Annotated in this window: 20 protein-coding genes; 1 reads left to right on the top strand and 19 read right to left on the bottom strand. The window is 61.0% G+C overall.

The genetic code is table 11. The features are described from left to right. Positions 1-41 precede the first annotated feature (41 nt). The 18 genes from hypF to Q7U39_00710 form a co-directional block, all read right to left on the bottom strand. A complete protein-coding gene (gene hypF, locus Q7U39_00795) occupies positions 42-2,372 on the bottom strand; it encodes a carbamoyltransferase HypF (GenBank protein MDO9116467.1) in 2,331 nt (776 codons plus the stop codon). 78 nt (positions 2,373-2,450) lie between these two features. Continuing rightward, entirely contained in the window at positions 2,451-2,813 is a 363-nt protein-coding gene (locus Q7U39_00790; protein MDO9116466.1) for a hydrogenase maturation nickel metallochaperone HypA, read from the bottom strand. Beyond that, the gene (locus Q7U39_00785; GenBank protein ID MDO9116465.1) at positions 2,813-3,304 is read right to left on the bottom strand and encodes a hydrogenase maturation protease; all 492 of its coding nucleotides are present in this window, start codon (positions 3,302-3,304) and stop codon (positions 2,813-2,815) included. Before Q7U39_00785 ends, Q7U39_00790 begins: the two co-directional genes overlap by 1 nt. Positions 3,305-3,307: 3 nt before the next feature. After that, on the bottom strand, positions 3,308-4,615 hold the full coding sequence (locus Q7U39_00780; protein ID MDO9116464.1) for a Ni/Fe hydrogenase subunit alpha: 1,308 nt from the start codon (positions 4,613-4,615) through the stop codon (positions 3,308-3,310). Between the two features lie 43 nt (positions 4,616-4,658). After that, complete coding sequence (locus Q7U39_00775) at positions 4,659-5,501, bottom strand: hypothetical protein (GenBank protein MDO9116463.1); 843 nt, start codon at positions 5,499-5,501, stop codon at positions 4,659-4,661. A 113-nt stretch (positions 5,502-5,614) separates the two neighbouring features. Then, a complete protein-coding gene (locus Q7U39_00770; GenBank protein ID MDO9116462.1) occupies positions 5,615-6,484 on the bottom strand; it encodes an FAD/NAD(P)-binding protein in 870 nt (289 codons plus the stop codon). A 28-nt stretch (positions 6,485-6,512) separates the two neighbouring features. Next, positions 6,513-7,901 carry an NAD(P)(+) transhydrogenase (Re/Si-specific) subunit beta gene (locus Q7U39_00765; protein MDO9116461.1) on the bottom strand — a complete coding sequence of 463 codons (1,389 nt, stop codon included), beginning with the start codon at positions 7,899-7,901 and terminating at the stop codon, positions 6,513-6,515. Next, a complete protein-coding gene (locus Q7U39_00760) occupies positions 7,898-8,191 on the bottom strand; it encodes an NAD(P) transhydrogenase subunit alpha (protein MDO9116460.1) in 294 nt (97 codons plus the stop codon). The genes Q7U39_00765 and Q7U39_00760 overlap by 4 nt, the downstream gene beginning before the upstream one ends. Further along, positions 8,191-9,393, bottom strand: coding sequence for a Re/Si-specific NAD(P)(+) transhydrogenase subunit alpha (locus tag Q7U39_00755; protein MDO9116459.1), 1,203 nt, complete (start codon positions 9,391-9,393; stop codon positions 8,191-8,193). The genes Q7U39_00760 and Q7U39_00755 overlap by 1 nt, the downstream gene beginning before the upstream one ends. Further along, positions 9,390-10,532 (bottom strand): 4Fe-4S dicluster domain-containing protein, encoded by a 1,143-nt coding sequence (locus tag Q7U39_00750; protein MDO9116458.1) that lies wholly within the window; start codon positions 10,530-10,532, stop codon positions 9,390-9,392. The genes Q7U39_00755 and Q7U39_00750 overlap by 4 nt, the downstream gene beginning before the upstream one ends. 307 nt (positions 10,533-10,839) lie before the next feature. After that, positions 10,840-12,819, bottom strand: a complete 1,980-nt coding sequence (locus Q7U39_00745; protein MDO9116457.1) for an isoamylase — start codon at positions 12,817-12,819, stop codon at positions 10,840-10,842. 322 nt (positions 12,820-13,141) lie between these two features. Then, positions 13,142-13,393: a hypothetical protein gene (locus Q7U39_00740; protein MDO9116456.1), complete on the bottom strand. Its 252-nt coding sequence runs from the start codon at positions 13,391-13,393 to the stop codon at positions 13,142-13,144. 486 nt (positions 13,394-13,879) lie between these two features. Next, positions 13,880-14,863 (bottom strand): M28 family peptidase, encoded by a 984-nt coding sequence (locus tag Q7U39_00735; protein MDO9116455.1) that lies wholly within the window; start codon positions 14,861-14,863, stop codon positions 13,880-13,882. After that, positions 14,860-17,601 (bottom strand): AMP-binding protein, encoded by a 2,742-nt coding sequence (locus Q7U39_00730; protein ID MDO9116454.1) that lies wholly within the window; start codon positions 17,599-17,601, stop codon positions 14,860-14,862. The genes Q7U39_00735 and Q7U39_00730 overlap by 4 nt, the downstream gene beginning before the upstream one ends. Before the next feature lie 19 nt (positions 17,602-17,620). Continuing rightward, positions 17,621-20,722 carry a CusA/CzcA family heavy metal efflux RND transporter gene (locus tag Q7U39_00725; GenBank protein MDO9116453.1) on the bottom strand — a complete coding sequence of 1,034 codons (3,102 nt, stop codon included), beginning with the start codon at positions 20,720-20,722 and terminating at the stop codon, positions 17,621-17,623. Continuing rightward, positions 20,719-21,960: an efflux RND transporter periplasmic adaptor subunit gene (locus Q7U39_00720; GenBank protein ID MDO9116452.1), complete on the bottom strand. Its 1,242-nt coding sequence runs from the start codon at positions 21,958-21,960 to the stop codon at positions 20,719-20,721. The genes Q7U39_00725 and Q7U39_00720 overlap by 4 nt, the downstream gene beginning before the upstream one ends. Before the next feature lie 150 nt (positions 21,961-22,110). Beyond that, positions 22,111-22,767, bottom strand: coding sequence for a DUF2238 domain-containing protein (locus Q7U39_00715; GenBank protein MDO9116451.1), 657 nt, complete (start codon positions 22,765-22,767; stop codon positions 22,111-22,113). Between the two features lie 7 nt (positions 22,768-22,774). Beyond that, positions 22,775-23,407 (bottom strand): DUF2238 domain-containing protein, encoded by a 633-nt coding sequence (locus tag Q7U39_00710; protein MDO9116450.1) that lies wholly within the window; start codon positions 23,405-23,407, stop codon positions 22,775-22,777. 215 nt (positions 23,408-23,622) lie between these two features. On the opposite strand from Q7U39_00710, the gene Q7U39_00705 reads away from it, so the two are divergent. Next, a complete protein-coding gene (locus Q7U39_00705; protein ID MDO9116449.1) occupies positions 23,623-24,567 on the top strand; it encodes a glutathione S-transferase family protein in 945 nt (314 codons plus the stop codon). A gap of 75 nt (positions 24,568-24,642) precedes the next feature. Here Q7U39_00705 and Q7U39_00700 read toward each other — a convergent pair whose 3' ends face one another. After that, entirely contained in the window at positions 24,643-24,972 is a 330-nt protein-coding gene (locus tag Q7U39_00700; protein ID MDO9116448.1) for a hypothetical protein, read from the bottom strand. Between the last annotated feature and the right edge of the window lie 9 nt (positions 24,973-24,981).

Raw genomic sequence — 24,981 nt, 5'->3', positions numbered from 1 at the left:
CAACTTTCCATGAAGCTTTTCCGCTCCTCACTCCCCATGCTTCACTCCTCACCGGACCCGTGTGCCGCCACGACCGCCTGGCCCAGCGAGAGCCCCCCATCGTTGGGCGGCACCTGGCGATGGCTGTAGACGGTAAACCCTGCTTGCTCTAATCGGCGACGCGCGAGCCGAAGCAACAGGACATTCTGAAAGCATCCGCCGGTCAGCACCACACGCGGCAACGCAGCGTGCTCCGCAATCTGACCGATCAGATCCGCCAACGCAAGATGGAACCGATACGCGATCCGCTCGGAACTACTTCCTTCGCGCCGCTCCTTGATAAGCGACTCGATCAGCGGTCGCCAGTCAGCGACCCACATGGCCGGGTTGTCCTCACCTCTTGTGATAGCGAACAGGGAGCCCGTCTCATCTCCGGGAGCATTCTTTTCATACCGTTCCGCCGCGAACTCCAGAGCCATGGCCGCCTGCCCTTCAAAACTGGCTTCATCACACAAGCCAGCAATCGACGACACCGCATCGAAGAGTCGTCCCATGCTGGTGGTCCAGGGTGAGGCAATCCCTCTGTGCAGCAGGGCCGCAAGAGCGTCGCCTTCCCCTTTCACTGATTGCCGGGCAGCACACGCTTCAACGGCTCCCTTCTCTCCATAGGTCTCCCAGAGGACTGAGAAGGCGCAGCGCCAGGGTTTGCGCATAGCCGCCTCTCCGCCCGGCAGGCGAAACGGTCGAAGATGGGCGAGACGCCTGAAGCCTGGATACCCCGCGATGAGAAATTCGCCTCCCCAGATCGTGCCGTCGGAACCATAGCCCCCCCCGTCCCAGGCCACGCCCAGCACCTCGCCGTCTAAGTTGTGCTCGGCCATACAGGCGGCGACATGGGCGTGATGGTGTTGCACCCGAACGAGCGGGACCGCGTGGCGCTCGGCGAATTCCTGCGCGAAGATGGTTGATCGATAGTCGGGGTGAAGATCGCAGGCTACCAGTTGGGGCTGGACAGCAAGCAGCCGTTGCAGATCATCGACGGCGCGGCGAAACGCCTCGAAAGCCTCCAGCGTAGACAGATCGCCAAGGTGCTGGCTCAGCATGACCCGATCGCCATACGCCAACGCGATCGTGTTCTTGAGATGGCCCCCGACCGCGAGAATCGGGACCATCGCGCTCCCGTTCGTAAGGGGCGCCTGCACTCTGATCGAGCGAGGCACATAGCCCCTCGCTCGCCGGAGGATCAACTGCTCGCCCTCGACCACACGCACGACTGAATCATCAACCGGCCGCGCGATCGCTCGATCGTGAACCAGGAACGCATCCGCGATCCCGGCGAGCCGAACGAGCGCCTCCTGTTCATCGATCACGATGGGTTCGTCGGAGCGGTTGCCGCTGGTGGCGACTGCCGGACCTTGCCACTCCGTCATCAGCAGATGGTGGAGCGGGCTGGACGGCACCATGGCACCGACGAAGGGGGTGTTGGAGGACACCGATGGGGCCAACCCAGAATGATTGCGCTGCCGCAGCAGCACAATCGGCGCTCCCGGAGAGAGCAGCACGACTTCTTCTTCCGGAGCAACAGAGCATGATTCTCGTACCGCGGAAACAGATGAAAATAAGACCGCGAAGGGTTTGTCCGGTCTTGTCTTGCGGAGGCGCAACCGTTGCACGGCTGTATCCGAGCAGGCATCCACCCACAGCTGAAATCCGCCGATTCCTTTGACCGCAACAATCCCACCCTGTCGAATGATCTCGCAGGCCTGCTGCAAAGCTTCCTGTTCACGAGCCACCTCGTGTCCCTGAACATCCCACAAGGCCAACCGAGGGCCACAAGCCGGACAGGCGATCGGTTCGGCATGGAAGCGACGGTTCGTCGGATCTTCGTACTCGACTCGACAGCTCATGCAGAGCTCGAACCGGCTCATCGTGGTGTTGGCGCGATCATAGGGAATGTCCGTGATGAGGCTGACGCGTGGGCCACATTGGGTACAGGTGAGAAAAGGATAGCGATAGCGCCGATCCATTGGATCGCTCAGCTCACGCAGGCAATCGGCACAGATCGCGAGATCGGGCGGCACCACCAGGCGCCGCGCACCCGCGCCTTCACTGTCTCGAATCCCGAAGACAGTCTCTCCCATCGGGCTCGCCGGCTCTACGGTCAGCCGATCGACCTTCGCTGTCGCTGGCGCTTCCGTCTGCAGGCGCACGAGAAATGTCTCCACGGCACCAACCGGCCCCTCCAGTTCCAGCAGCGCACCACAAGAGCTGTTTGTGATCCACCCGGCCACGCCAAGTTGTTGCGCGACACGGAAAGTGAACGGCCTGAATCCAACCCCCTGGACCGTTCCCTCCACGGTGACACGCAGGCGAACAATGATGTCTTGTTTCATTCCTCCACCGTAAACTACTCAGGTAGGTAGGCTGAAGGGGTTCAGGCTGAAGGCCGGAGTTCGAAATTCCAAACCACTTCAGCCTTCAGTCTGAACACCTGGGTCGTCACCCTCCACCACCACCTCGTGAAGCACCACGTCGGGGACTGGCTCCGCATCCAAGTTTGCCGCCCCGCAACCTGGGCAACATTGCAGCAGCGCTTTCATCTCGCAGGCAGTCCCGCACAGCCGGCAGTGGCCGGTGACGGGAACCGGCAGAATCTCCAGCACGGCCCGCTCAGCAATCGTCCCCTCTGCGGCCGCAGCAAAGACCGACTGCAACGCCGCCGCATCGTGCTCGAAGAAATGAGACTGCGTACTGACCTTGAGCCTCACGACCGACGGTCTCGCAGAGGGAGCCTGGCGGAGCGCCTCCTCCACCATCTTGACTACTTGGGCCATCAGCTGCCACTCGTGCACGAGAGCCCCTCCAACTCATGCACGACTCGCTCGACAACCTGATCCAATACTTCAGCAACCGCCGGAGACAGATCGTTGCCGGCCGTAGTGTCACCGACCTCCACCCCGTAGACGATCACGCGGGGCGGAAGGAGCCCCAATGTACGGCCTATCTCAATCGCGTCCACCGCATTAAGGACGTGCGTCGAATGAGGGAACAGGTCTGCCGAGATCGGCCCGGCGGACGCATTGAGACGATGGATCGTTCCCGCAGGCTGGCCGCTCCTTGCCGCATCGATCAGGATGACGGCTGAAGCCTCTGCCATCAAGTCCAGCACATCGAGACCGGCCAGCTCCGCTTCAATCACGTCGGCGCGGTCCCCCACCAGGGCTTTCAATCGCCGCGCGGCTAGCAGCCCCGCCGCATCATCCCCCCTGAACAGATTGCCGACTCCGATGATGCGCACGGGGTGTCGTGCTCCAACACTTGTCATGCGTCACCTGTCACGCTGTATATCCAACTTCAAAAAATGCGTCGCGCAGGAGATGCAAGGGTCATAGCAGCGGATGACTTTTTCGCATCCCATAGCCGCTTGCTCATTCGAGAGATCCAACACACTCGGCAGATAGGCGCGCAGATCCTCTTCGATCCGGCGCTGGTTCTGCGAGGTGGGCGGAACGATCTTGGCTTCGCGGATCAGGCCGTCACCATCCACCCGATACCGATGATAGAGGATTCCTCTCGGCGCTTCGGTGCACGCCATGCCGGTGCCGGCGCGCACGGTCACCGGGACCGAAGGGCTGGGTGGCGGCTCGTACCTGTCGATGATCCGCAGCGTCTCCTCGATCGCATACAGGATTTCGACGGAGCGGGCCACGATCGCGTGAAAGGGATTGCACAGAGGCAGAGACAGTCTCGTGTCCGCCAAGGCTAGCTTCCCCAGGGGCGACAGATGGTCGTGATTGAGGTTCAGGCGCGCCAACGGCCCCACCAAATAGCTGGCTCCGTTGAGTCTGCATTGGAGGGCTGTAGAATAGGGCGCCTGCTCTTCCCTGAAATGGTGCTCGAACTCCACTGCGGAAATCTTTACTCCGCCACTGGACAGGATCGGTCCCTCGTTGAAGGGATACTCATCGGGAGGACGAAGCGCGACAAAGGTATAGTCCTGTGCAAAATCAGGATAGTCGAATCCCGCAACCCAGCGGACGGTCTCCACCGCCGCGTCACGTGCCCACAAGAGTTCTTCTTTCAGACCCTCCAGTTCACGGCGTAGCGGCACGCGCGAAAACCCACCGACCTTCACCGAGACCGGGTGCACGGAGCGCCCACCCAGCAGGGTCATCAGGGCATTGCCGGCTTTCTTGAGCCGTAGGCCACGGGTCACAATCTCCGGATGGTCTTTGGCCATCGCGATGGCGCTGGCATAACCAAGAAAATCCGGCGCGTGAAGCATGTAGACATGGAGCGTATGGCTCTCGATCCACTCGCCGCAGTAGATCATCCGCCGCAAATCCCGTAGCGCCCCCTCCACGCTCACCGCGAAGATCTGCTCCAGCGCATGAACGGCGCTCATCTGGTAAGCCACAGGACAGATGCCGCAAATCCGCGCCACGATGTCCGGCACCTCGTCGTAATGCCGGCCTACCAAAAAGGCTTCGAAGAACCGCGGCGGCTCGAAGATCCTCAGCTCGACATCCTGCACGACACCGTCTTTCACGGTGACACGGAGCGCGCCTTCGCCTTCGACGCGTGCAATCAAGTCGACCGCGATGGTTCTGGTTTTGGTTTCTTTTGACTCACTCATGCCTACACACTCACATGGCAAATGAGGTTCGACAACGGACGCTTCACGCTTCGTTGCGTTCCCACGCCTGGCTTTCCTCCCTGAACGGTTTCACCGCACCATTGATGCCGCGGAACCGGCGCAATACCTCGACCGGAATGAGGTTGAGTCTCTGGTGAAACTCTTTGGCCAGCGAGGCCGTATTCGGAGGGAGTCCGGGACCTTCATGCATCCCTTCGGCCGGGCCGAAACAGCCGTAACAGTCTCGGCCCATACTCGGACAAATCGCGCCGCACCCGGTTCGAGTCACCGGCCCGAGGCAGGGGATACCCTTGGCGACCATGACGCAGACGATCTCACGGCGTTTACATTCAATGCACACACTATGTGTCGGCAGCCGTGGCTGCACACCCGCTAATAGATCGGTGAGCACCCGGAGCAATTGTGCTTTGTCGATGGGGCAGCCCCACAGTTCGAAGTCGACGCGCACATGTTCCGAGATCGCCGTCGAGGTGCTCAGGCTCTGGATGTACTGCGGGCTGGGATAAACCGCCCGCTTGAAAGCGTCGACATCCGCCCAGTTGCGCAACGCTTGAATCCCGCCCGCCGTGGCGCAGGCGCCGATCGTGATCAACACCGTGGCTTGCTCTCGCACGGACAGAATCCGATGCGCATCCTCCGGCGTGGTGATGGAGCCTTCAACCAACGCGATGTCGTAGGGCCCCTCTCTCATGTCGCTGGAGGCTTCGGGAAAGTAGGCAATGTCCAAGGCCTGCCCTAACGCGAGCAGATCATCCTCTAAATTCAAGATGCTAAGCTGACAGCCGTCGCACGAGGCGAACTTGAAGATGCCGAGCTTGGGCCGCATGGGCGTCACGAGCGGTTTGACTTTGTTCTTGTCACTCATAGCGACGTAATCCCATCCTCGTGATCGGTGATCGGTGATCGGTGATGGGTGATGCGTTGTGGACTCGGCACTCCGTGCTTCCTCTCTACCGATCACTCGTCACCCATCACTGTTCACACACCAGTCCGTCCCAACCACGGCGCGACCCGATCGTAGCGCATCACCGGACCGTCCTTGCACAAAAAGTATGGACCCATCTGACAATGGCCGCACAGGCCAATTCCGCATTCCATATGCCGCTCCAGCGAGACATAGATCGCGGTCGCCGGAATCCCGCGTTGCATCAAGATCGGCACGCCTAGGCGCATCATGATCTCCGGTCCGCACATCAAGACGATCGTTCGAGCGGGATCCACTCGGACTTGTTCGAACAATTCGGTCACGACACCGATATGATAACGCCACGTCTTGTCGGGCTGGTCGCTCGTCAACAATACCTCGGTATCAGGATGCCGCCGCCACGCATCGAACCGCTCCCGATAGAGCAGGTCGTGCGGCGTCTTGACCCCATGCAGAATCTTCACGCTTCCATACTGGGTGCGCCGACGGAAGATATATTCAATGGCGCCGACTACCGGCGCGCAGCCCAGCCCGCCGGTCACGATCACCACGTCGTTGCCCTGCGCGCCGTCGAGCGGCCACCCCTGCCCGAACGGCCCGCGGAGGCCCAGCTCGTCGCCCGGCTGCAATCGCGCCATCGCGTTCGTCACTCGTCCCACGACGCGGATCGTATGATCCAGGCACTGCGGTTCATCCGGGTCCGAGACGATCGAGATCGCCACCTCGCCGACCCCGAACAGATAGACCATATTGAACTGACCGGCCGCGAACCGAAAGCTCCGCCGCACCTGCTCATCGACGAAGCGCAATCGATACGTGTCGATCCCCTCCGCTTCCCGGATCTTATCCACAATGGTGGCCGCCTGGATCAGATAAGGATTGGCCGCGGGGTTCCCGGTGGCCTGTGAGAATGGCGTCATCATGGCTCCCTATTTACTGGACCAGAACTCATCAGCCTTCCCTCAACACTTTCAGCACCGCTTGCACCATCGCTCGGCCGTCGCCGAACAGCATGATCGTCTTGTCGGCGGCGAACAACGGATTGGGAATGCCCGCAAAACCCGGACTCAGGCTGCGCTTGATCACCACGACCGTCCGCGCCTTGTCCACATCGAGGATCGGCATGCCCGCGAGGGGGCTCGTGGGGTCGGTTCGTGCCAGCGGATTGACCACGTCGTTGGCCCCGATGACGAGCGCCACATCCGTCTGCTCAAACGTGGGATTGCTTTCGTCGAGATCTTTCAGCAACTCGTAGGGGACATTCGCCTCCGCGAGCAGCACGTTCATATGCCCAGGCATGCGTCCGGCCACCGGATGGATGGCGAATTCGACCTCGATGCCACGGCCACGCAACAGTTCGGCGAGGTGCGCCACGCTATGCTGGGCCTGGGAGACGGCCATCCCATAACCAGGCACGATCACCACCCGGCGCGCGGCATCGAAGAGCCAGGCGACTTCTTCCGGCGAGCCGGTCTTCACTCGACCCGCGTAGAGGTCTGCATCCACCCGGCCCTTCGGCGCAGGCGGAGCGAATCCAACCATCACGTCCAGAAGCGATCGGTTCATCGCCCGACACATGATCTGGGTGAGAATGAATCCCGACGCGCCCACCAGCGACCCGGCAATAATCAACACGTTGTTGTTGAGCACAAAGCCTGTCGCAGCAGCGGCCAGCCCGGAGCAGGAATTGAGCAAGGCGATGATCACCGGCATGTCGGCCCCACCGACCGGCAGCACGAGCAACAGGCCGAGCAACGACGAGACGGCCACGACGAGCCAGTAGGCGGCATGAGGTTCAGGTGTCAGCAACAGCCAGAGTCCAAGTCCCCCAGCGGCGATGGCCAGTCCGGCGTTGATCGCGTATTGGCCGGGAAACCGAACGGCGCTCTCGGTGATGAGGGCTTGCAACTTGGCAAAGGCCACGAGACTGCCCCAGAACGTCACCGCGCCGATCACACCGGAGGCGACTGCGGCCGCGGTGAAATGGCTGAGCGTCGCGATGGCCGCATCCTGGTTCTCCAACAGCCCGGCTCCGGCCACAAGGACAGACGCGCCGCCGCCCAACCCGTTCAGCACGGCGACCATTTGCGGCATGGCGGTCATTTGGATCTTCAGCGCCAGCGTCGCGCCGATGACCGATCCAATCAACAGCGCAACAACGATCGTCTGGAAGCCCAGAATGCGCCGATCGAGCAGCGTTAGTACGACGGCCAGGAACATTCCCAGCGAGCCCAGCACATTCCCGCGGGCCGCCGTGCGCGGATGCGCGAGCCCCTTCAGCCCCACCACAAAGAGGGCCGAGACGCCCAGGTAGCCGAGATTGATGAATGCGGCGTTCATGGTACCCTCTTCGGGCGAGGTCTGAACATCGCCAGCATCCGATGCGTCACGAGAAACCCGCCCACCACATTGATCGTGGCAAACACCACGGCGACAAATCCCAGCGCGCTCATGAGCAGGTCTCGTTCAGACCCGGCAGCCAGCAACGCCCCGACGAGCGTAATCCCCGAAATCGCGTTCGCTCCTGACATGAGCGGCGTATGAAGCGTAGGCGGCACTTTCGTGATGATTTCGAATCCCGCAAAGAGGGCCAGCACGAAAATCGTCAACCCGATCACGGCGGTCTCCATCACGCATTTCCTTCTTCGGCGACGTCATGATGTGTGGCAGGGAGCAATGCGCCGATCCTCGGATGGACCACTGCTCCACCTCGCGTCACCAGCGTCTCGCGCGTGATCTCATCCGCCACATCCACGCGCAAGAAACCGTCTTTGCACAGATAGAGAAGGACATTGGCAAGGTTCCTTCCATACATCTGGCTCGCGTGCATCGGCACCGTGCTCGGCAGGTTGGTCGGTCCCAGCACGGTCACCCCCTGATGCACCACCGCTTCATTTGGACGGGTCAGCTCACAGTTGCCGCCGCGGTCAGCCGCCACATCCACAATGACCGAGCCCCGCGCCATTCGCGCCACCATGTCGGCCGTGATGAGCATCGGCGCTCGTTGGCCAGGAACCGCCGCGGTGGTCACGACGACATCGCTCGCGGCCACGATAGGAGTCAACAGTTCACGCTGCCTCCGATAGATGGCCTCACCCAAGGTCTTGGCATAGCCGCCTGTCTCCTCGGCCTCGCCAACCTCGGCCAGCACCTCGACGGCCTTCGCCCCCAGACTCTGAATTTGGTCCTTCACTGCTGGACGCACATCGTAGGCCGAGACGGCCGCCCCCAAGCGGCGCGCTGTGGCGATCGCCTGCAACCCCGCCACGCCGGCGCCGATCACGAGGACCCGCGCCGGGGGAATGGTTCCCGCCGCGGTTGTCAGCATCGGAAACAGCTTCGGCAGGCTGGCCGCCGCCAGCAGCACGGCCTTGTAGCCCACAATGGTGGCGAGCGAGGAGAGCACATCCATGCTTTGGGCGCGGGCGAGCCGAGGCATCAGCTCCATGGCAAATACGGTTACGCCCCGCTTCGCCAACTCCAAGGCAGCCCGAGGTTGCACCAGGGGGTCGCCTAAGCCGATGACCGTGTGCTCGGGACGGAACAGGGACAGATCGTGACGGCCTATGTCGGGATTGGCGCCCAGCGTTCTGACCTGGAGCAAGATCTCTGCCGAGGCGAACAGCTCAGAGCGATCTCTCGCCACTCGCGCGCCTTTTATCCGATACGCCTCATCTTCGAATCCTGCAGCCTCTCCCGCTCCGGATTCAACCAGCACATGCAAGCCGATCGTGGTGAGCAACGGCACGTGCGAAGGAATCAACGCCACCAGCGTTTCCCCCGGATACGTTTCCTTCGGCACTCCAACGACGGTCTGCTTCGAATGCGTCATGCTTGGCTCGGCTTCTCCTTAGTATGGGTCGACCGCTCCAGCAACGCCGGCAGCTCTTCGGTCAGGTCAATCCCGACCGGGCACCAGGTGATGCACCGGCCGCAGCCGACACAGCCGGAGGTTCCGAACTGATCGATCCACGACGCGAGCTTGTGCGTGAGCCACATGCGATAACGGTCCTTGATTGTCGGACGAATGTTCTTGCCGTGAATATAACCGTGATCCTGCGTGAAACAGGAATCCCACAATCTGGTGTGCTCGGCGCGTTGGTGCGTGAGGTCGGGCGTCTCCTCAACGGTATGACAGAAGCAGGTCGGGCAGACCATCGTGCAATTCCCGCAGGCCAGACAGCGGCTCGCCACGTCGTCCCAGCGGGGATGCTCATGGGCGTCATACAGGACTTGTGGGAGATGCGATCGGTCCAACTGCCGCGTCTGGCTGCGGGCGCATGCCCCAATCTGCTGTTCGGCCTCACGAACTTGTATCGTCGAAGCCGACGCGAGCGACAGCTCACCCAGCACCTCCTCGCCCGCCACACTGCCTGCCTCCACCAAAAACACCTCATCCAATTCGGTCAGCGCCAGGTCGAAGCCCGCTCGTGCTCGGGGACCAGTGTCCATCGAGGCGCAGAAACAGGTGGCCAGCCCGCGGGTGCAGTTCACCGCAATCAGAAACAGGCCCTCACGGCGCGCGTCATAATAGGGATCCCGGTAGGCGTCTTTCAGAAAAATCTGATCCTGGATGGCCAGCCCGGCAAGGTCACAGGCGCGAGCCCCTATGATGGCAACCTTCTCTTGCAGAGGAAGCGTCGGGCGAGCGGAGAATCCGTTCGTGGTCCGTTCGATCTGGAGGAGCGGCTCGCGTGGGGCAAAGGTCAAAGGCTTGAGCGATTGCGGCCCATGCACAACGCCGAATATTTGGTGTGAGCCGGTGTTCTCCAGCCGATAGCGTCCCGGTTCCTGCTCATCGCGCCAGCCGACCGGCAGATCCGACGCCTGCCGGATCGTGTCCCACAGGACCGCCCCGTCGCGGACCGTCGGAGCGACGACGCGATAGCCCCTGGCCTGCAACAGATCGATCAGCCGCTGCAACGAGGATGTCGGCAAAAGCGCTAGGGCCTGCTCACTCCCGGACTTCATGCATCTCCTTCATCACGATCTCCTCCGCATCCAACACAATCATGTCGGGCGACACGATCACGGCAGCGGCTCACGTGCGTCTGTCGCGGGCATGTTGTCCCTGTCATCCGACCCAGCGTGACGAGCCACGCAAACCACGGAGAAGCCAGGAAGACCATGCCGCCGAGAGCCGTGCGTCATTCTTTCTGCTGTTCCCTTCCTGTCGACCGGGCGACTGCGGCTACTCTTTTGAACGCAGCAACATGACAATAGACCGCGCGTTCACTAGATAGCGCGGAGCGGTCACCGGCAAGTCGGTGCCTGGCTCTCAAAAATCTTGCGGGCTGTCGAGGCTCGTGTCGATGACCCGCCTCCAGTGATGGGCTGGTCCATCCTGGATTGTAAAGGCCAGAGCTTCCCAATACGCATTGATCATCACGTAGAGATCGTCGTCCTGTTGGGACCTCCCGCGCAGACAGAACGCCACGCTGTGCGAATGGTAGGAGAGATCGACCGCCGGTCCGACCCCATGCCAACGGATGTCCTCACGCCAGAAGCGGCTGCGGCAGAGCGAAGGATGGGCTTTCCGGAACGCGATCATGCGTTGGAAGAAGCGAAAGATATCTCGGTTCTGCTGTAACCGGTCCCAATCCAGCCAGGTGGTCTCGTTGTCCTGATTGTACGGATTGCTGTTGCCTTGCTGGGTCTGCAGAAACTCATCGCCGGCCCGCAACATGGGGGTGCCGTTTGACAGGAACAGGAGACAGCAAAAGTTCTTGATCTGCTGTTTGCGCAGCCTCATGACCTCCGGCAGAACCTGCTCATCGCCTTCTACCCCACAATTCCAACTGTAATTATCGGCCGGCCCATCGGTGTTCTGATGGCCGTTGACCCAGTTCCGCTTATGGTTATAGGCCACGAGGTCGTACAGAGTGAACCCGTCGTGCGAGGTGATGTAGTTGAGGCTTTGGAATGGGCGAAAGGCATGCAGGAGGTCGTCCGGGAACAGATCATCGCTGCCATACAGGCGGGACATGAGGGAGGGCACAAGGCCGGGATCTCCCTTCACGAACCGCCGGACCTCATCACGGAATCGGCCGTTCCACTGGGCCCATCGCAGTGCAGGCAGGCTCCGTCCCAACTGGTAGGCCCCCGCCGCATCCCAGGGTTCGGCAATTAAGCGGATATCCGCCAGGTCGGGGTCGGACGCGATGTCGGAGAACAGCGGAGGAATGTCCCAGTTCAGCGATCCGTCTTCGTTCCTGGCAAAGATGGACGCCAAATCGAACCGGAACCCATCGACATGCATGTCTCTGACCCAGTGCCGCATGCTGTCCAGGATAATCGTGCGCACGTAGCGGTTCACGCAGTTGAGGGTATTGCCCGTCCCGGAAAAATTCGCATAGGGATCCCCCGGCTTGTCGGAGATCAAGTAGTAGGTGCTGTTGTCGATCCCCTTGAAGCTGTAGACCGGGCCGGCCTGGTTGCCTTCGACGGTGTGGTTGTAGACCACGTCGAGCACCACTTCGATATCCGCCTCGTGCAGCGCCTTCACCAGGGAGCGGAACTCATGGTGCTGATCACAGGTTGTCTTGCTCACCGCATAGGCGTGGTGGGGAGCGAAGAAGTTCAGCGGCATATAGCCCCAGGCGTTTCCTTCCTGGGGGTCGTATTGAAAGACCGGCATCAACTCGACGACGGTGATCCCCAGTTGCTTCAAGTATGGGATCTTCTCCATGAGCCCGGCGTAGGTGCCCCGTCCGTCCGGCCTCACCCCGGAATGGGGGTGGTTGGTGAACGCCTTCACGTGCAACTCATAGATGATCGCATCCGACTCGTGCCGAGGACGTTTGTCGTTACCCCAATCGAATACATCTTCGCAGGAGGAGAGGAGTCCGAGCGGCCCCTTGCCGGCGTTGGATCCGGGTCCGATGGCCGCCTGCCGCTCGAAGGTCGGCGGGAAGAAGACCGCCCGAGCGTAGGGATCAAGGAGGACTTTCTGGGGATCGAAGTGGTGCCATTCATATCGCCCGTGCGGTTCGGGTCCATCAATCCTGTAGGCATAGTACCGAGCCTCGTTCGTCAGATGCCTGGGAATGCGGCAGTGCCAGACTCGCCCGGACTTGTGTTGTAGATAATCAAACTCGTAGGTGAACACGGGATGGATCACGTCATCTTCCTTATACAGCAGTAAGGCCACACGATCCGCATGCTTAGAGTACAAGGCAAAATTATAGGCCTGCTCCTCTGCAATCCAGGTCATGCCTAACGGGAAGGATGACCCTTCGACGGAACCCCAACGCAGCATCTCTTCCCTCCAAAAACACCAGACGTCAGTGTAGTCCCTGCCCGAGACGTCACAATCTGCGGGCTGACCAGGAAGACCAGTCCTTCCGCATGCTATCGGTTTCACGCGAGAGCCGACGCCGCCACGCTGGTGGCCGCCGGTGAGGGACCGCGCCCACTCACGCCACGATGTACTCCGGATCGTCCGGCTATGGATGCAGCCGCCCCCCTTCCCTGCGCTCGATGAGCCTGACCTTGTTGTCCCGCTTCGCCGCCTGAGTTGCTGCCGTTTGGCCGGCCTGGCTGCTTCCGACTCTCCCAGAGGCATTGTGCCCCCTCAGCTCTCAGCGATCAACCTTCAAGGTTCGATTTCTTCTGCGACTCACACGCCAGGCCGCCCATAGGAGATACAAAACAACTATCACACCGATGAGTTCCACGAGATGGACCAGATGCCACCCCTCGACCAACTCGACTTCCACGACGACGAGCAGCACCGTCGCGACCAGAAACACGAGCCCATGCCGGCGCGGCATGCTGATCACCTCGCGGAAGAATGCGGCGAGCCAACCGTCACGCTCCTTGGACAATTCCATCGGTCTTATCCCTCTCTCCTATTGGTCGAGCCTCATACACAACACCCTGCCACCGCAACCACATTCACTTTGATCTGAGGCCATTATATGAACGAGCCGCCGACAGACATGCACAATGAACGGCAGCAAGAGCAATGCCTTACAGGCTCCGCAGCAACCGGGAGGAGACTTTCCTGATGTTTCACGTAACTCGGTGTGCTCACCATGAGACAAGAGGGACATTTAGCCCCAGCGAAGAAACTGTACGGGGGCAGAACACCGCACAAGGGACAGCTGCGACTCGGAGAGACAGATACAAACGCACATTCCAAATCTCCAAACGCATGCGGCGAAGTTTTCATGCCCTCTGATGTCGGGCAGACTCTTAGAGATATTGGATTGGTGGAAAAATACAAGACGACCGATCTGGTGGTTACTACCTCAGTCCCAGCTCAAGATGTCTCATGGTAGATATTCGACTCTCTCTAGACCGAAATCTAAAACCCCTCAACCCTCGCCCCCAGATGAGCGGTCCAACGCTCCCAGAGCCTCGGCTATCCCTTTCACCAACTCAGCCATCGCGCTGTAGTCCAACGTGTCCGGCCTATCAGTATCCCGGTGATAATGCGGGTTCCGGTAAAACGCCGTATCCGTGAGCATGACCGCCGGATACCCTTCCTTCCAGAAAGACCCATGATCCGAGAGATCCACCCCGGGAATCCACCAAGGCCCGGTAAACGTCTCAACCGGCAAGGTCATATTGGCTTTCAGCGCATCTCGAACTCGCATCTGGAGTGCCTCCGAGGCCGAGTTGCTCACGACCGTGATGAAGTTGCCCGTGGTCGGATAGCGCCACCGCAACCAGAACAACGGAAACGACTGACTGTCTTTCTCCTGCGAATAATACCCGACCATTTCCAGGCAGAGCATCCCCTCAACCTGCTCCCCTCGTTCTTTCAGACTGCGGGCGTAGACGCGGCTGCCCATCTGCCGACTCCGAAAAAACGGCGGCTCTTCCAAGGTGAACGCGACAAAGCGCACCGTTTTCCGAAAGCGCGTCTCCGCATGCAGGCGCGCCAGCTCCAGCAGCACGGCGACGCCGCTGGCATTATCATCGGCGCCGGGTGTCCCTTCCACTGTGTCGTAATGGGCGCCGACGATGAGGACCCGGTCGGGCTCCTCCGTCCCTCGCCGTTCCGCGATGATGTTGCGATACATCTGCCCCTTCACCTCGTAGGGCTGAAACGTAACCGTATAGCCGCCCGCTTGAAACGACTGCGTGATGAAGTCGGCAGCCGAGGCCAGACTTGCGGTATCTCGATAGCTCCGGGGGCCGATGGTCTCGGCTAGCGTCCGGACAGTGACTTCAAGCTGCTCACGGACATCGGGGGCGACAACAGTCGGTTGGCTAAGCTCTACAGCGATCACGCTCTGACAGAGCATCCAGGTCCCCAGAGCCACAAGCATTCCAAGTAATGGACAATGCCTCATCCAGCCTCCCTCTGTCCTTTGCTGTTCATTGCGTGTACATTCGTCTCCGGCGTCAGCGCCACGATGGCGTCGCGAATCGCCTGAGTCGCCGCCTCATAGGGATTGCGCCCCTGACGCCGCCATTCCTCGATCATCGCCGGCGTCACGATGACGGGCCGGCCGACCACGAGTGAGACCGGATGGGGACGAGGCCACCAGGGCCCGACCGGCCAAGCCTGAAAGGCTCCGTCGATCCAGATCGGAATCACCGGGACGCCGAGTTCACAGGCGAGGATGCCGATGCCGGGACGAAAGGGCTTGAGGGTTCCATCGACGGAGCGCTGCCCTTCAGGAAAAACCAACAGGCCTTGGCCCTGTCGCAGGACAAGGGCGGCAGCTTGGAGCGCCGACACGAGCGACGCCTCCAGGCCCACCGGGATCACACGGGCCACGCGAGCAACCCATTGCATGAGGGCGCCGCGAAAATATGTCTGCAAACCGATCGAATAGAGTCGCTCGAACACCGTCGCAGGGGCCGCAGCCAGGATGACGAACGGATCAAGGTAACTCGTGTGATTGGCCGCCAGCAGAAACGGCCCGTTCAGCGGCAGATGGTCCGCTCCGGTCATGCGAAGGCGAAAACCCACCTGGAACACCAGGCGCAGCACCGTCCGCACCAAGGAGGCGATCAACCGGTGAGACCAGGCCGCCGGTGTCAGCAGCCTGTCTCTAAGTTCACCTGGCGGCTCGACCTTCAGGAGGTCGTTCCAGGATTGGGCGCCTCGCCCGGCACCCGCCTCGTTGGGCATCAGGGGGCTGACCCGCTCGATCAACTCGCGGACCGTCATGACCTCATGGACGAGCGAATCCGGCAGCCGGCCGAACGACTGTTCGAGCGCCGACAGCAGTTCCACGCGCCGCAGCGAATCGAACCCCAGATCGAGATCCAGGTGAGCGCCCGGCACGATGCGTCTCTCCTTCTCCACGAACCGCTGGAGCGCGTGCACGATACGGTCGGCCGCCTTCGTCTCCATGAGAGCCTGGTCTGCCGCAGAAAGCGGTTGAACGAGTCCCGCCGCTTCGCCGGCAGCCTTGACCATGGCGGCCACCCGGTAGCGCTGAATTTTTTCCAGCCGCGTGCGCGGCAGCGGCGTCGTGATAATGGTCAGCCCGCTGATCCGCTTGTAGGGCGGCAGCGTCAGCCCGATTCTCGTCAGTTCGTCCTTCACAAGTTGACGGATGTCCACAACCTGAAGCGTTTTGATATAGTCGAAGTTCGGCACCACCACCGCATGCAGACCCTCCCCGCCTTCACCAGCCCTGGCTACGCCCACGACGCAGAGTTCACGGATCGCCGGACTGCGTTGGTAGTGGCCTTCCAGCTCCCCCGGAACGATGTTCTTGCCTCCCGCCGTGACAATCAGCTCCTTGGCCCGCCCGGTGATAGAGAGATAGCCTTCCTCATCGAGGCAGCCAAGATCCCCTGTGTGAAACCAGCCATCCCGGATCGCGTCGGCCGTGGCCTGCAAATTCGCGTCGTACCCCTGCATCACGTTCGGGCCCTTGACGGTCACCTCCCCGACACCAGCGGCATCGGGATTGACGATCCGCACCTCCACGCCGGGAATGGGAATACCCACCGAGCCGATCTTCGGTTTCGCGAGGGGGTTGGAGGTGACGACCGGCGCAGTCTCGGTCAAACCATAGCCTTCCAACAGGGTGAAACCAAGGCGAGAGAAATCCTCGGCCACCTCCGGATCGAGCCGCGCCCCGCCGCTCACGAGCAAGCGCAACGATGGACCGACTTGATGACGCACCGTGGCAAAGAGCCGGCGGCCGAGATTTACCTGGACGCGCCGCCGTATCCATCCCGACAGAGCAAGCAACAGCAAAACTGCCGCGCGCACCACACGGGGCCGGCGGCCGATAGCCTCAAAGATGGCGCGGCGGATCATCGCGAAGACTTGCGGAACCCCGACCAGCACGGTGATGCGGGATTCCCGAAGACATTGCGCCAGTTCCGGGCCCTTCAACGTCTGCGCAAACGTCAGTCCGGCGCCGAGCAGCAGCGGCACCAGACAGGAGACCATGAAGGGGTAGGCATGGTGGAGCGGCAGGATGGCCAGAAAACGATCGTCGGCGCCGGCCGACCCCGACGCCATCACGGCCGTCGCATTGGATAGGAGGTTGCGATGGGTCAGGCGGACGCCCTTGGGTTCGCCGGTTGTGCCAGAGGTATACAGGAGCGAGGCGACGTCCTCGGGCGAGAGCGTCGGCTTCTCCGCGCCTCCGGCTCGACCCGCTCGCACCCATTCGTCGAGAACGGAGCAGCCGGCATCGTGAAGAGGATCGAACGCGATCACGGTCACCGGTAACCCGGTATTCTTCAGCAGCGGCCAGGTTGTCGCGCTGACAAAGGCCAGCCGGGCGTCGGACCGCGCCAGGAGCCGTGCAAGGTCTCCGCTGCTCAGTTGGATGTCGAGAGGAACCGCCGTACCACCCGCAGCCACAATCCCGAGATACGCGATCACCCACTCGGGCCGGTTCTCTGCGACGATGGCCACACGGTCTCCTCGGCGGAGATCGTGACACATCAAGGCGGCGGCAAGTTCTTCAACCTGTTCGACGAGCTGCTGATAGGTACACTGCCGATAAGCGTGTTCCTGTTTGATTTGCATGGCAATCCGCTCGGGCGCGCGGCGCGCGACAGCGAAGACGGCTTCTGAAAGGGTGTCAGGAAGATCACTGGGTGTGTGCATACGCATCATCCTCCACCGACTACCTGTCGCGCTTCTCGAACCATTGATAGAGCGCGGGCAGCACCATCAGGGTGAGCACGGTCGAACTCACGAGGCCGCCGATCACGACCGTCGCGAGCGGCCGTTGCACGTCCGCACCAATCCCTTGCGCGAGAGCCAGAGGCGCTAACCCCAACAGTGTGGTCAGCGTCGTCATCATGACCGGACGCAGGCGCTGGAGACACCCTTGGCGGATCGCGTCTTCGCTGGTGAACCCCGCCTGCCGCATCCCGTTGATGGTGGAAACCAGGACGATCCCGTTTTCGACCGCGACGCCGAACAGCGCGATAAACCCGACCGCTGCCGGGACACTCAGGTATTGCCCCGTCAGCCACAATCCAAACACGCCGCCGATCAGCGCAAAGGGGAGGTTCGACAAGATCAGCGCCGCCGAGCGCAGGGAGTTGAAGGCGAGGACCAGCAATAGCCCGATTATGCCGATCGTGACCGGCACGACGATCCGGAGACGCGCCATCGCGCGTTCCATCTGCTCGAACGCGCCGCCCCAGGTGATGGTGTAGCCGGACGGCAACTGGAGACGCTCCGCGAGCTTGCGCTGCCCCTCCTCAACGATGCTGCCGGGATCGCGGCCCACCACGTTGAAACCGATGAAGATCCGCCGGCGCACCTGTTCGCGACTGATCCGCGCCGGCCCCTCGCGCATCTCCACCGTCGCCAACTCACTGAGCGGAATCGGCGCGCCGACAGCCGAGTTGACCAGAATCTCGCCGATCTGGCGCACGGTGCTCCGGTGCTCCTCGGGAAACCGTAGAATGAGCTCAAATCGTCGCTCATTTTCATACACCGTCGTCGCGGGTTTGCCGCCGATCGCGGTTTCGATGATCGTGCGAATATCCGCCACGTTGATCCCGTAGCGTGCGATCTTGTGGCGATCGATATCGACGGTGAGGTACGGCTGCCCCGCGATCTGCTCCACACGCAGATCTTTCACCCCTTCGACCGTTCTCATGATGGCGGCGATTTGATCCGCCCGTTCCTTCAAGACATCCAAATCATCTCCGAACAACTTAATGGCGAACTCCGTCCTGACTCCCGAGATCAACTCGTCCACACGCTGCTGGATGGGTTGGCTCATCAGAAAAGACATGCCGGGGATTTCGGCAAGCCGTCGGCGCATCGCCTCGACCAGATCGGCCTTTGTCCGGGCCGTCGTCCAGGTGTCACGCGGGTGCAGCAGGACGACCGGATCGCTTTCATTGGCCTCTTGCGGTTCATTCCCGATCTCCGACCGACCGATTTTTCCAACCGCGAGGCGGACCTCTGGAAATTCTCTCAAAGCCTGCAAGGCGCGTTTCTCCAATTCGATGGATTCGGGGAGCGACACCCTGGGCAGCCGGATGATCATCGGCGTCAGCGCCCCTTCCTCCAGTACGGGCACAAACTCTCGACCCAGGTACGGCACGAACACCAGCGCCACACCCAGCAGAAGGAGGGCGCCGGCCAGCACCAGCCGCCGATGGGTGAGCGCCCATCGGAGCAACGGCTCATACGCCGTCTTTACCCACCGTATCAGGAGCGCCTCCTGTTGCTCCCCGCCGGTGAGTCCCAGGGCGCAAAGGACCGGCGTCACCGTCAGAGACAGCGCGAGCGACACCAGCAAGGCGATCATGACTGTGTAGGCCAAGGGCGCGAACAGCCTGCCTTCCATGCCTTCCAAGGTCACCAGCGGCAGAAACACCACGATAATGATGAGCAACGCGAAGGCGATCGGGCGCGCCACTTCCTTCGCGGCCTGCAGTACCAGATCCCCGCGCACCGTCGAAGAGGGACCCGGCTCGGAGAGATGGCGATACACATTCTCCACGACCACAATCGAGGCGTCGACGACCATACCGATCGCGATCGCCAACCCGCCCAGCGACATGAGATTGGCCGAGAGGCCGAGGTCCTGCATAATCCGAAACGTGAACAGCGGCGTGAGGATCAGGGTCGCCGTCACGATGAGCGCGCTGCGAACGTTCCCGATCGTGGCGAACAGAACCAGACCCACCAGGAGAATCCCCGCCAGCAGGGCCTGGCGGACCGTGTCCAGGGCCGCCGTCACCAATTCGGACCGGTCGTAGAAGGGGATCAGTTTTAGCCCTCCCGGTAGGATGCCTCCGCGATGGATCGCTTCCACCTTGGCCTTGACGGCCTCCACAACCTGTCGTGCATTGGCCCCGCGGTACATGAGAACGATGCCGGCCACGACTTCCCGCTCGCCGTTGAGGACCGCGGCGCCGTGGCGGATCGCGTGGCCAATACGCACCTCCCCTAGGTTGCGCACATACACGGGCGTGCCACCGATCTCTTTCACCACAATGTCCTCAATATCGGCAATGCTCCGCACCAGCCCCAACCCGCGCACGATCGCCCGTTCGCCGTGTCGATCCACGACATTGCCGCCGGCGTTGGCATTGTTCTGCGCGACCGCCTCGAACACCTGAGCCAACGTCAAATTGTACTTCCGCAGCTTGGCCGGCTCGACAATCACCTGATACTGCTTGACGAACCCACCCAGCGCATTCACATCGATGACGCCGGGCACCGTCCTAATAAGCGGTCGAAGCACCCAATCCTGCAGAACCCGTTGGTCCGTCAATGCGGCCTCAAGCGCTTCGGGATCCTCCGCGTTCACCAACGGACTGTCCAAGTAATACTGATAGATTTCACCGAGGCCAGTCGTCACTGGCGCCATGACCGGTTCCACTCCGGGAGGCAAGATCGCTTTCGCTTCGAGTAGTCGCTCAAGAACGAGCTGGCGGGCGCGTAAGAGGTCTACATGATCTTTGAACACCACCGTGATCTGAGAGAGGGCGAATTTCGACAACGAGCGGATTTCGGTGTGGTCGGGCAGGCCGGTCATCTGCAACTCGAGCGGGATGGTGATGAACCGCTCGACCTCGATCGGAGACAGGCCCGGCCCCTCGGTTAAGATCTGCACCTGGATGTTGGTGACATCCGGAAATGCGTCAATCGGCAACTCACCTAACGCCACCGCACCGGCCGTGGCCAGCAGGCCGGTCAGGATCAAAATGAGCGGCCATCGTCGGAGCGAAAAGGCGATCAGCGCGTCGATCATTGCGCAGGCTCAATCAGAGATTTCTCGAATTCGGACTTGAGTACGAAGGTACCGGCAGTAACGATCAGCTCGCCCTCGCGCAGGCCGCTCAGCACCGCGACAACCTGGTCGGTTTCCGGGCCGAGGACGACCGGGCGCTTCTCGAACCTCCCCCCATCCAGTTGCACGAACACATAAGAGGGTTCACTGCTCCGTTGCACTGCCGCGACTGGCACCAACATGGCCTCCGGTTCCGGCTCCGCATAGACGCGCACCGTTGCATACATTTCCGGCTTCAGCAGCTTCTTCGGATTCGGGACCGTGACGCGCAATTGCATGGTACGCGTCGCGGGATCCAACACGTCACTGATGTAGGTAATCGTGCCGGAAAAGACCTGGCCTGGGTACGATGTCGCCCGCACCTCGACAACCTGCTCGCGATGGATGAACCGCACGTCCTTTTCCGGCACCTTCCCGACAACCCAGACGTCCGAGAGATCGGCCACGGTGAAGAGCTTCTGCATCGTCTCCACGACCTCGCCGCGCGTGATGTTGCGCATGATCACCCGCCCGTCGAACGGTGCGCGGAGAGGGACATCGGCCTTGATCGTGCGTTCGCGATGCAGACGGCCTAGCTCCTCCGCCGGGACGCCGAGCAGCTCCAGACGGTTCTGCGCCTCCCGGGCGTCGGCCTGCGCCGTCTTCATCTCCGCTTCGCGCCGCTGCAGTTCGGCCAGACTCACCGCCTTGTGCTCATGCAAATCCCTGGCACGTTCGTAGGCCAGCTCCGCCTCGTGCAGCTGCGCCACCGCTTTCAGATAGGCCCCTTCCGTCACACCGAGATCGGTACTGTGGAGCAGGGCCAGCAGCGCATCTTTCTTCACATCCTGTCCGACATCCACATACACTTTTACGACCCGCCCACGAATTAGCGTGGTGACCTCGGCCAGTTCGTTTTCATTGGATTGAACGGTCGCGGTAAACTCCCGCGGCACGCGCAACTGCCCCCGGCCGACAGGGGAGACCTCGATGACGCTCCTCGCAAGTTCTTCTGGTGTGAGACGAAGCACAGCCGGCAGGGCGTCTGCCACCGCTGTCTTGACCTCAACCGTCCGATCGGACGGCTTCTCGCAAGCCACAACGGCAGCGCTCAACACCACAATTAATCCGAACGTAGACAACCCTCGACAGCCTCTGCCGCAGTTCGCACACGCCCCGCCTCTTCCTGCGCCACCCGCCATCGACTGAAACATTCTCATAGGTCTCCTTTGACTAGAACCAGCATGAGATGTGCCTGAAAATACCCGCGGTTTCGCGTGAATCGAAGAAGATCGCGAGGCATTATGCTACGGGGAGGAATTACGGACCGTGGTGAAATGCCCCAGCGTCTGCGAAAAAGCTGAAGCGGATCACTGGGGTAACGGATGCGGCTTGGGCTTGAAAGCCATGGGCAACGCGAACACGATACACATAGTCAGGACCGAGCCGCCCAGGGCCGCCGCCATGTCATGTTGGGCATCCCACTCATCTCCCTGGGTTCCGAGATAGATATTCCCCAATTCGGGACTGACGATTGTCGCCACGATCGCTTCCAGCACTTCGAAGAAACCGCTCTGCGCCAGCACGACGCAGACCGGCAATGCATAGGCCCACCAACCCCGCAAGCCGGTCTGACGCACGAGCAATTCACGAATGGGAAACACCAGCAACGCGCCGTACGCAAAATGCGCGATGCGATCGAACGGATTGCGACTCAAGGCCCAGAGATCTTTGAGCCAAAACCCCAGCGGCACCTCGGCATAGGTGTAGTGGGCGCCGAAGGCGTGGAGCACCAAGAACAAACCGATCAGACAGTAGGACGTGAGGGAGAACTCAAAGCGGCGATACGTGAGGAGCAACAGCGGAATGAGGGCAAACACCAGCAGATTTTCCAGCAGCCAGTCCCTGCGGTTCAGTGGATCGATCGCCAACCAAATCCAGAACACACCGTAGGCAAGCACCAACCCAAGAAGGAGATGGCAGTTTCTTGATTCCGCGCCGTGCAGCCCTGTCACCCCGGCGTTCATATGGAGATTATTCAGCTATCTCGGTTTGAAGCTCGGACCGGGCTCCTCTCAGCGCCCGAACCACCATAAGGATCGACACGCAAAGCAGGGCTCCGTAGAGCGCCGCGGCCATGTCCTTCTGGGCGTCCCAGATGTCCCCCTGCGAACCCAAGTAGGTCACGCCCAACTCGGGATGCACGGCGCTGGCTACCCATGATTCAACAATTTCCCAGAGTCCGCTCAGCCCAAGGACGGTCATAACCGGAAGATAGTACACTACCCACCCCTGCACAGTCGCACTCAGCCGAAACACCTCTTCCATGGGATAGGCGAGCAGAAACCCGAAACTGAAATGCACGATCCGATCGAAATGATTGCGTCCGAGGTGCAGGACTTGATCCATCCACAACCCGACCGGCACTTCCGCGTAGGTATAGTGAACGCCGATGGTATGCAGCGTGAGAAACGCGGTGATGAGGCCATAGGAAGCGGGTGACATGGGCAGGTGGCGGTAGGTCGCGATCAGCACGACGACAAACAGCGCCGGCAGAATACTCGCGATCAACCAGAACTGGGGGTCGGCCGGCGCCTGCGCCATCCATACGGACACCGCAACGTACCAAACTAACAACCCCGCCGACACAAGCATCCTGCGATTCACATTCATCTCCCTGCTCTCCGCTCTCCCCGGCCTCAAACCGGAGCCTCGCTGAACGATTTGGTTCAGCCCTCACGTTCTTGTACTCTACTGAACGTCGCCCTTAGCTGCAACCGCTCTCCGACCAGCAGGCAAGAGCTTAGAAACCTGCCCCAGGAAGACAGACCTATGCGATAATGGAACTAGTAACTTTCCGACCGACCAGGAGCGGATGCGACGTGACAATCCAGGCACAGTTTCCCGATGAGCAAACCGGTGAAGGCGAGTTCACCCGTCAGGCGGATGCCTTTCGCCACTACGTGACCTCCACCGGAAGTTCCGGCTATCCAGCCGAAGCCGGCCGTTACCATCTCTATGTATCCTGGGCCTGCCCCTGGGCACACCGCACCATCATCGTACGGAAGCTCAAACGCCTGGAGGGGATTATCGGGCTGACCGCCGTCGACCCGATTCGCGACGAGAGGGGCTGGGCCTTTCGCGAAGGCCCGGGTCATTCACTCGACCCCGTCAATGGATTTCACTTTTTGAGCGAGGCCTACAAGGCCACCGATCCGCACTACATCGGACGCATTACCGTGCCGGCTTTGTGGGACCGGGCGACCACCCGCATCGTCACCAACTCCGACGACGATCTCATGCGTATCTTCAATAGCGAGTTCAATCGCTTCACCGAGAGCCCGATCGATATCTATCCGGAAGGTCTTCGCAAAGAGATCGACGATCTCAATTCCTTTCTGTATGAGAACGTCAATGATGGGGTCTACCGGGCAGGATTCGCGACATCACAGCAGGCTTATGAGAAAGCGGTGCATCGGCTGTTCGATGCGCTGGATAGCCTCGATGCGCGGCTGGCGCATCAACGTTATCTCTTCGGCTCGGAATTCGTCGAATCCGACTGGCGGCTGTTCGTCACCCTGGTCCGGTTCGATGCGGTCTATCACGGCCACTTCAAATGCAACATTCGTCGCATCATCGACTATCCGAATCTCTTCGGCTATCTCAAGGATCTCTACCAAACTGACGGCATCGCCGAGACCGTCAATTTCGACCATATCAAGCGGCACTACTACGTCACGCATGACGACATCAACCCTACTCGCATCGTCCCGGTCGGTCCCGATCAGGATCTCACCACCCCCCATGGTCGGGCTCGGCTAGGCTAAGCCGCAAGACTCAGCCTCCATCATCAGGACATTCGAGAACCGGCGAACCGCCCAGCAGGCTCCTGGACAGCACGCCTACTTCGTGCGAACCCGGACGATGACTGCGGCGACTTGATCGACCCGCACCGTCGCATCGAAAAACTCCATCCCGCTGAGCTCGCTGACGACAACGACATGGGATCCGACCTTGGAGATTTTGCCTTCCAACTCCTGTCCGGATTGAAGTTTCAGCTTTACTCGCTTGCCCGCCTGCTGCTCGAGCGTATGGCGGATCGCCTCAGGACTATTCAGGTCGACAACCGGTTCGTCGGCACAAACGGACGACACGGCTCCACCAACCCCACCCAACACGCAGAGCAGCAGCACCATCAGGCCGACACTGACCCAACCTTTTCGATATTCCATTCTTTCCCT

It is taken from the genome of Nitrospira sp. (assembly GCA_030653545.1).
Lineage (GTDB): Bacteria > Nitrospirota > Nitrospiria > Nitrospirales > Nitrospiraceae > Nitrospira_D.
The sequence above is the reverse complement of the archived record's forward strand: the minus strand, read 5'-3'. Positions and strand labels throughout refer to the sequence as shown.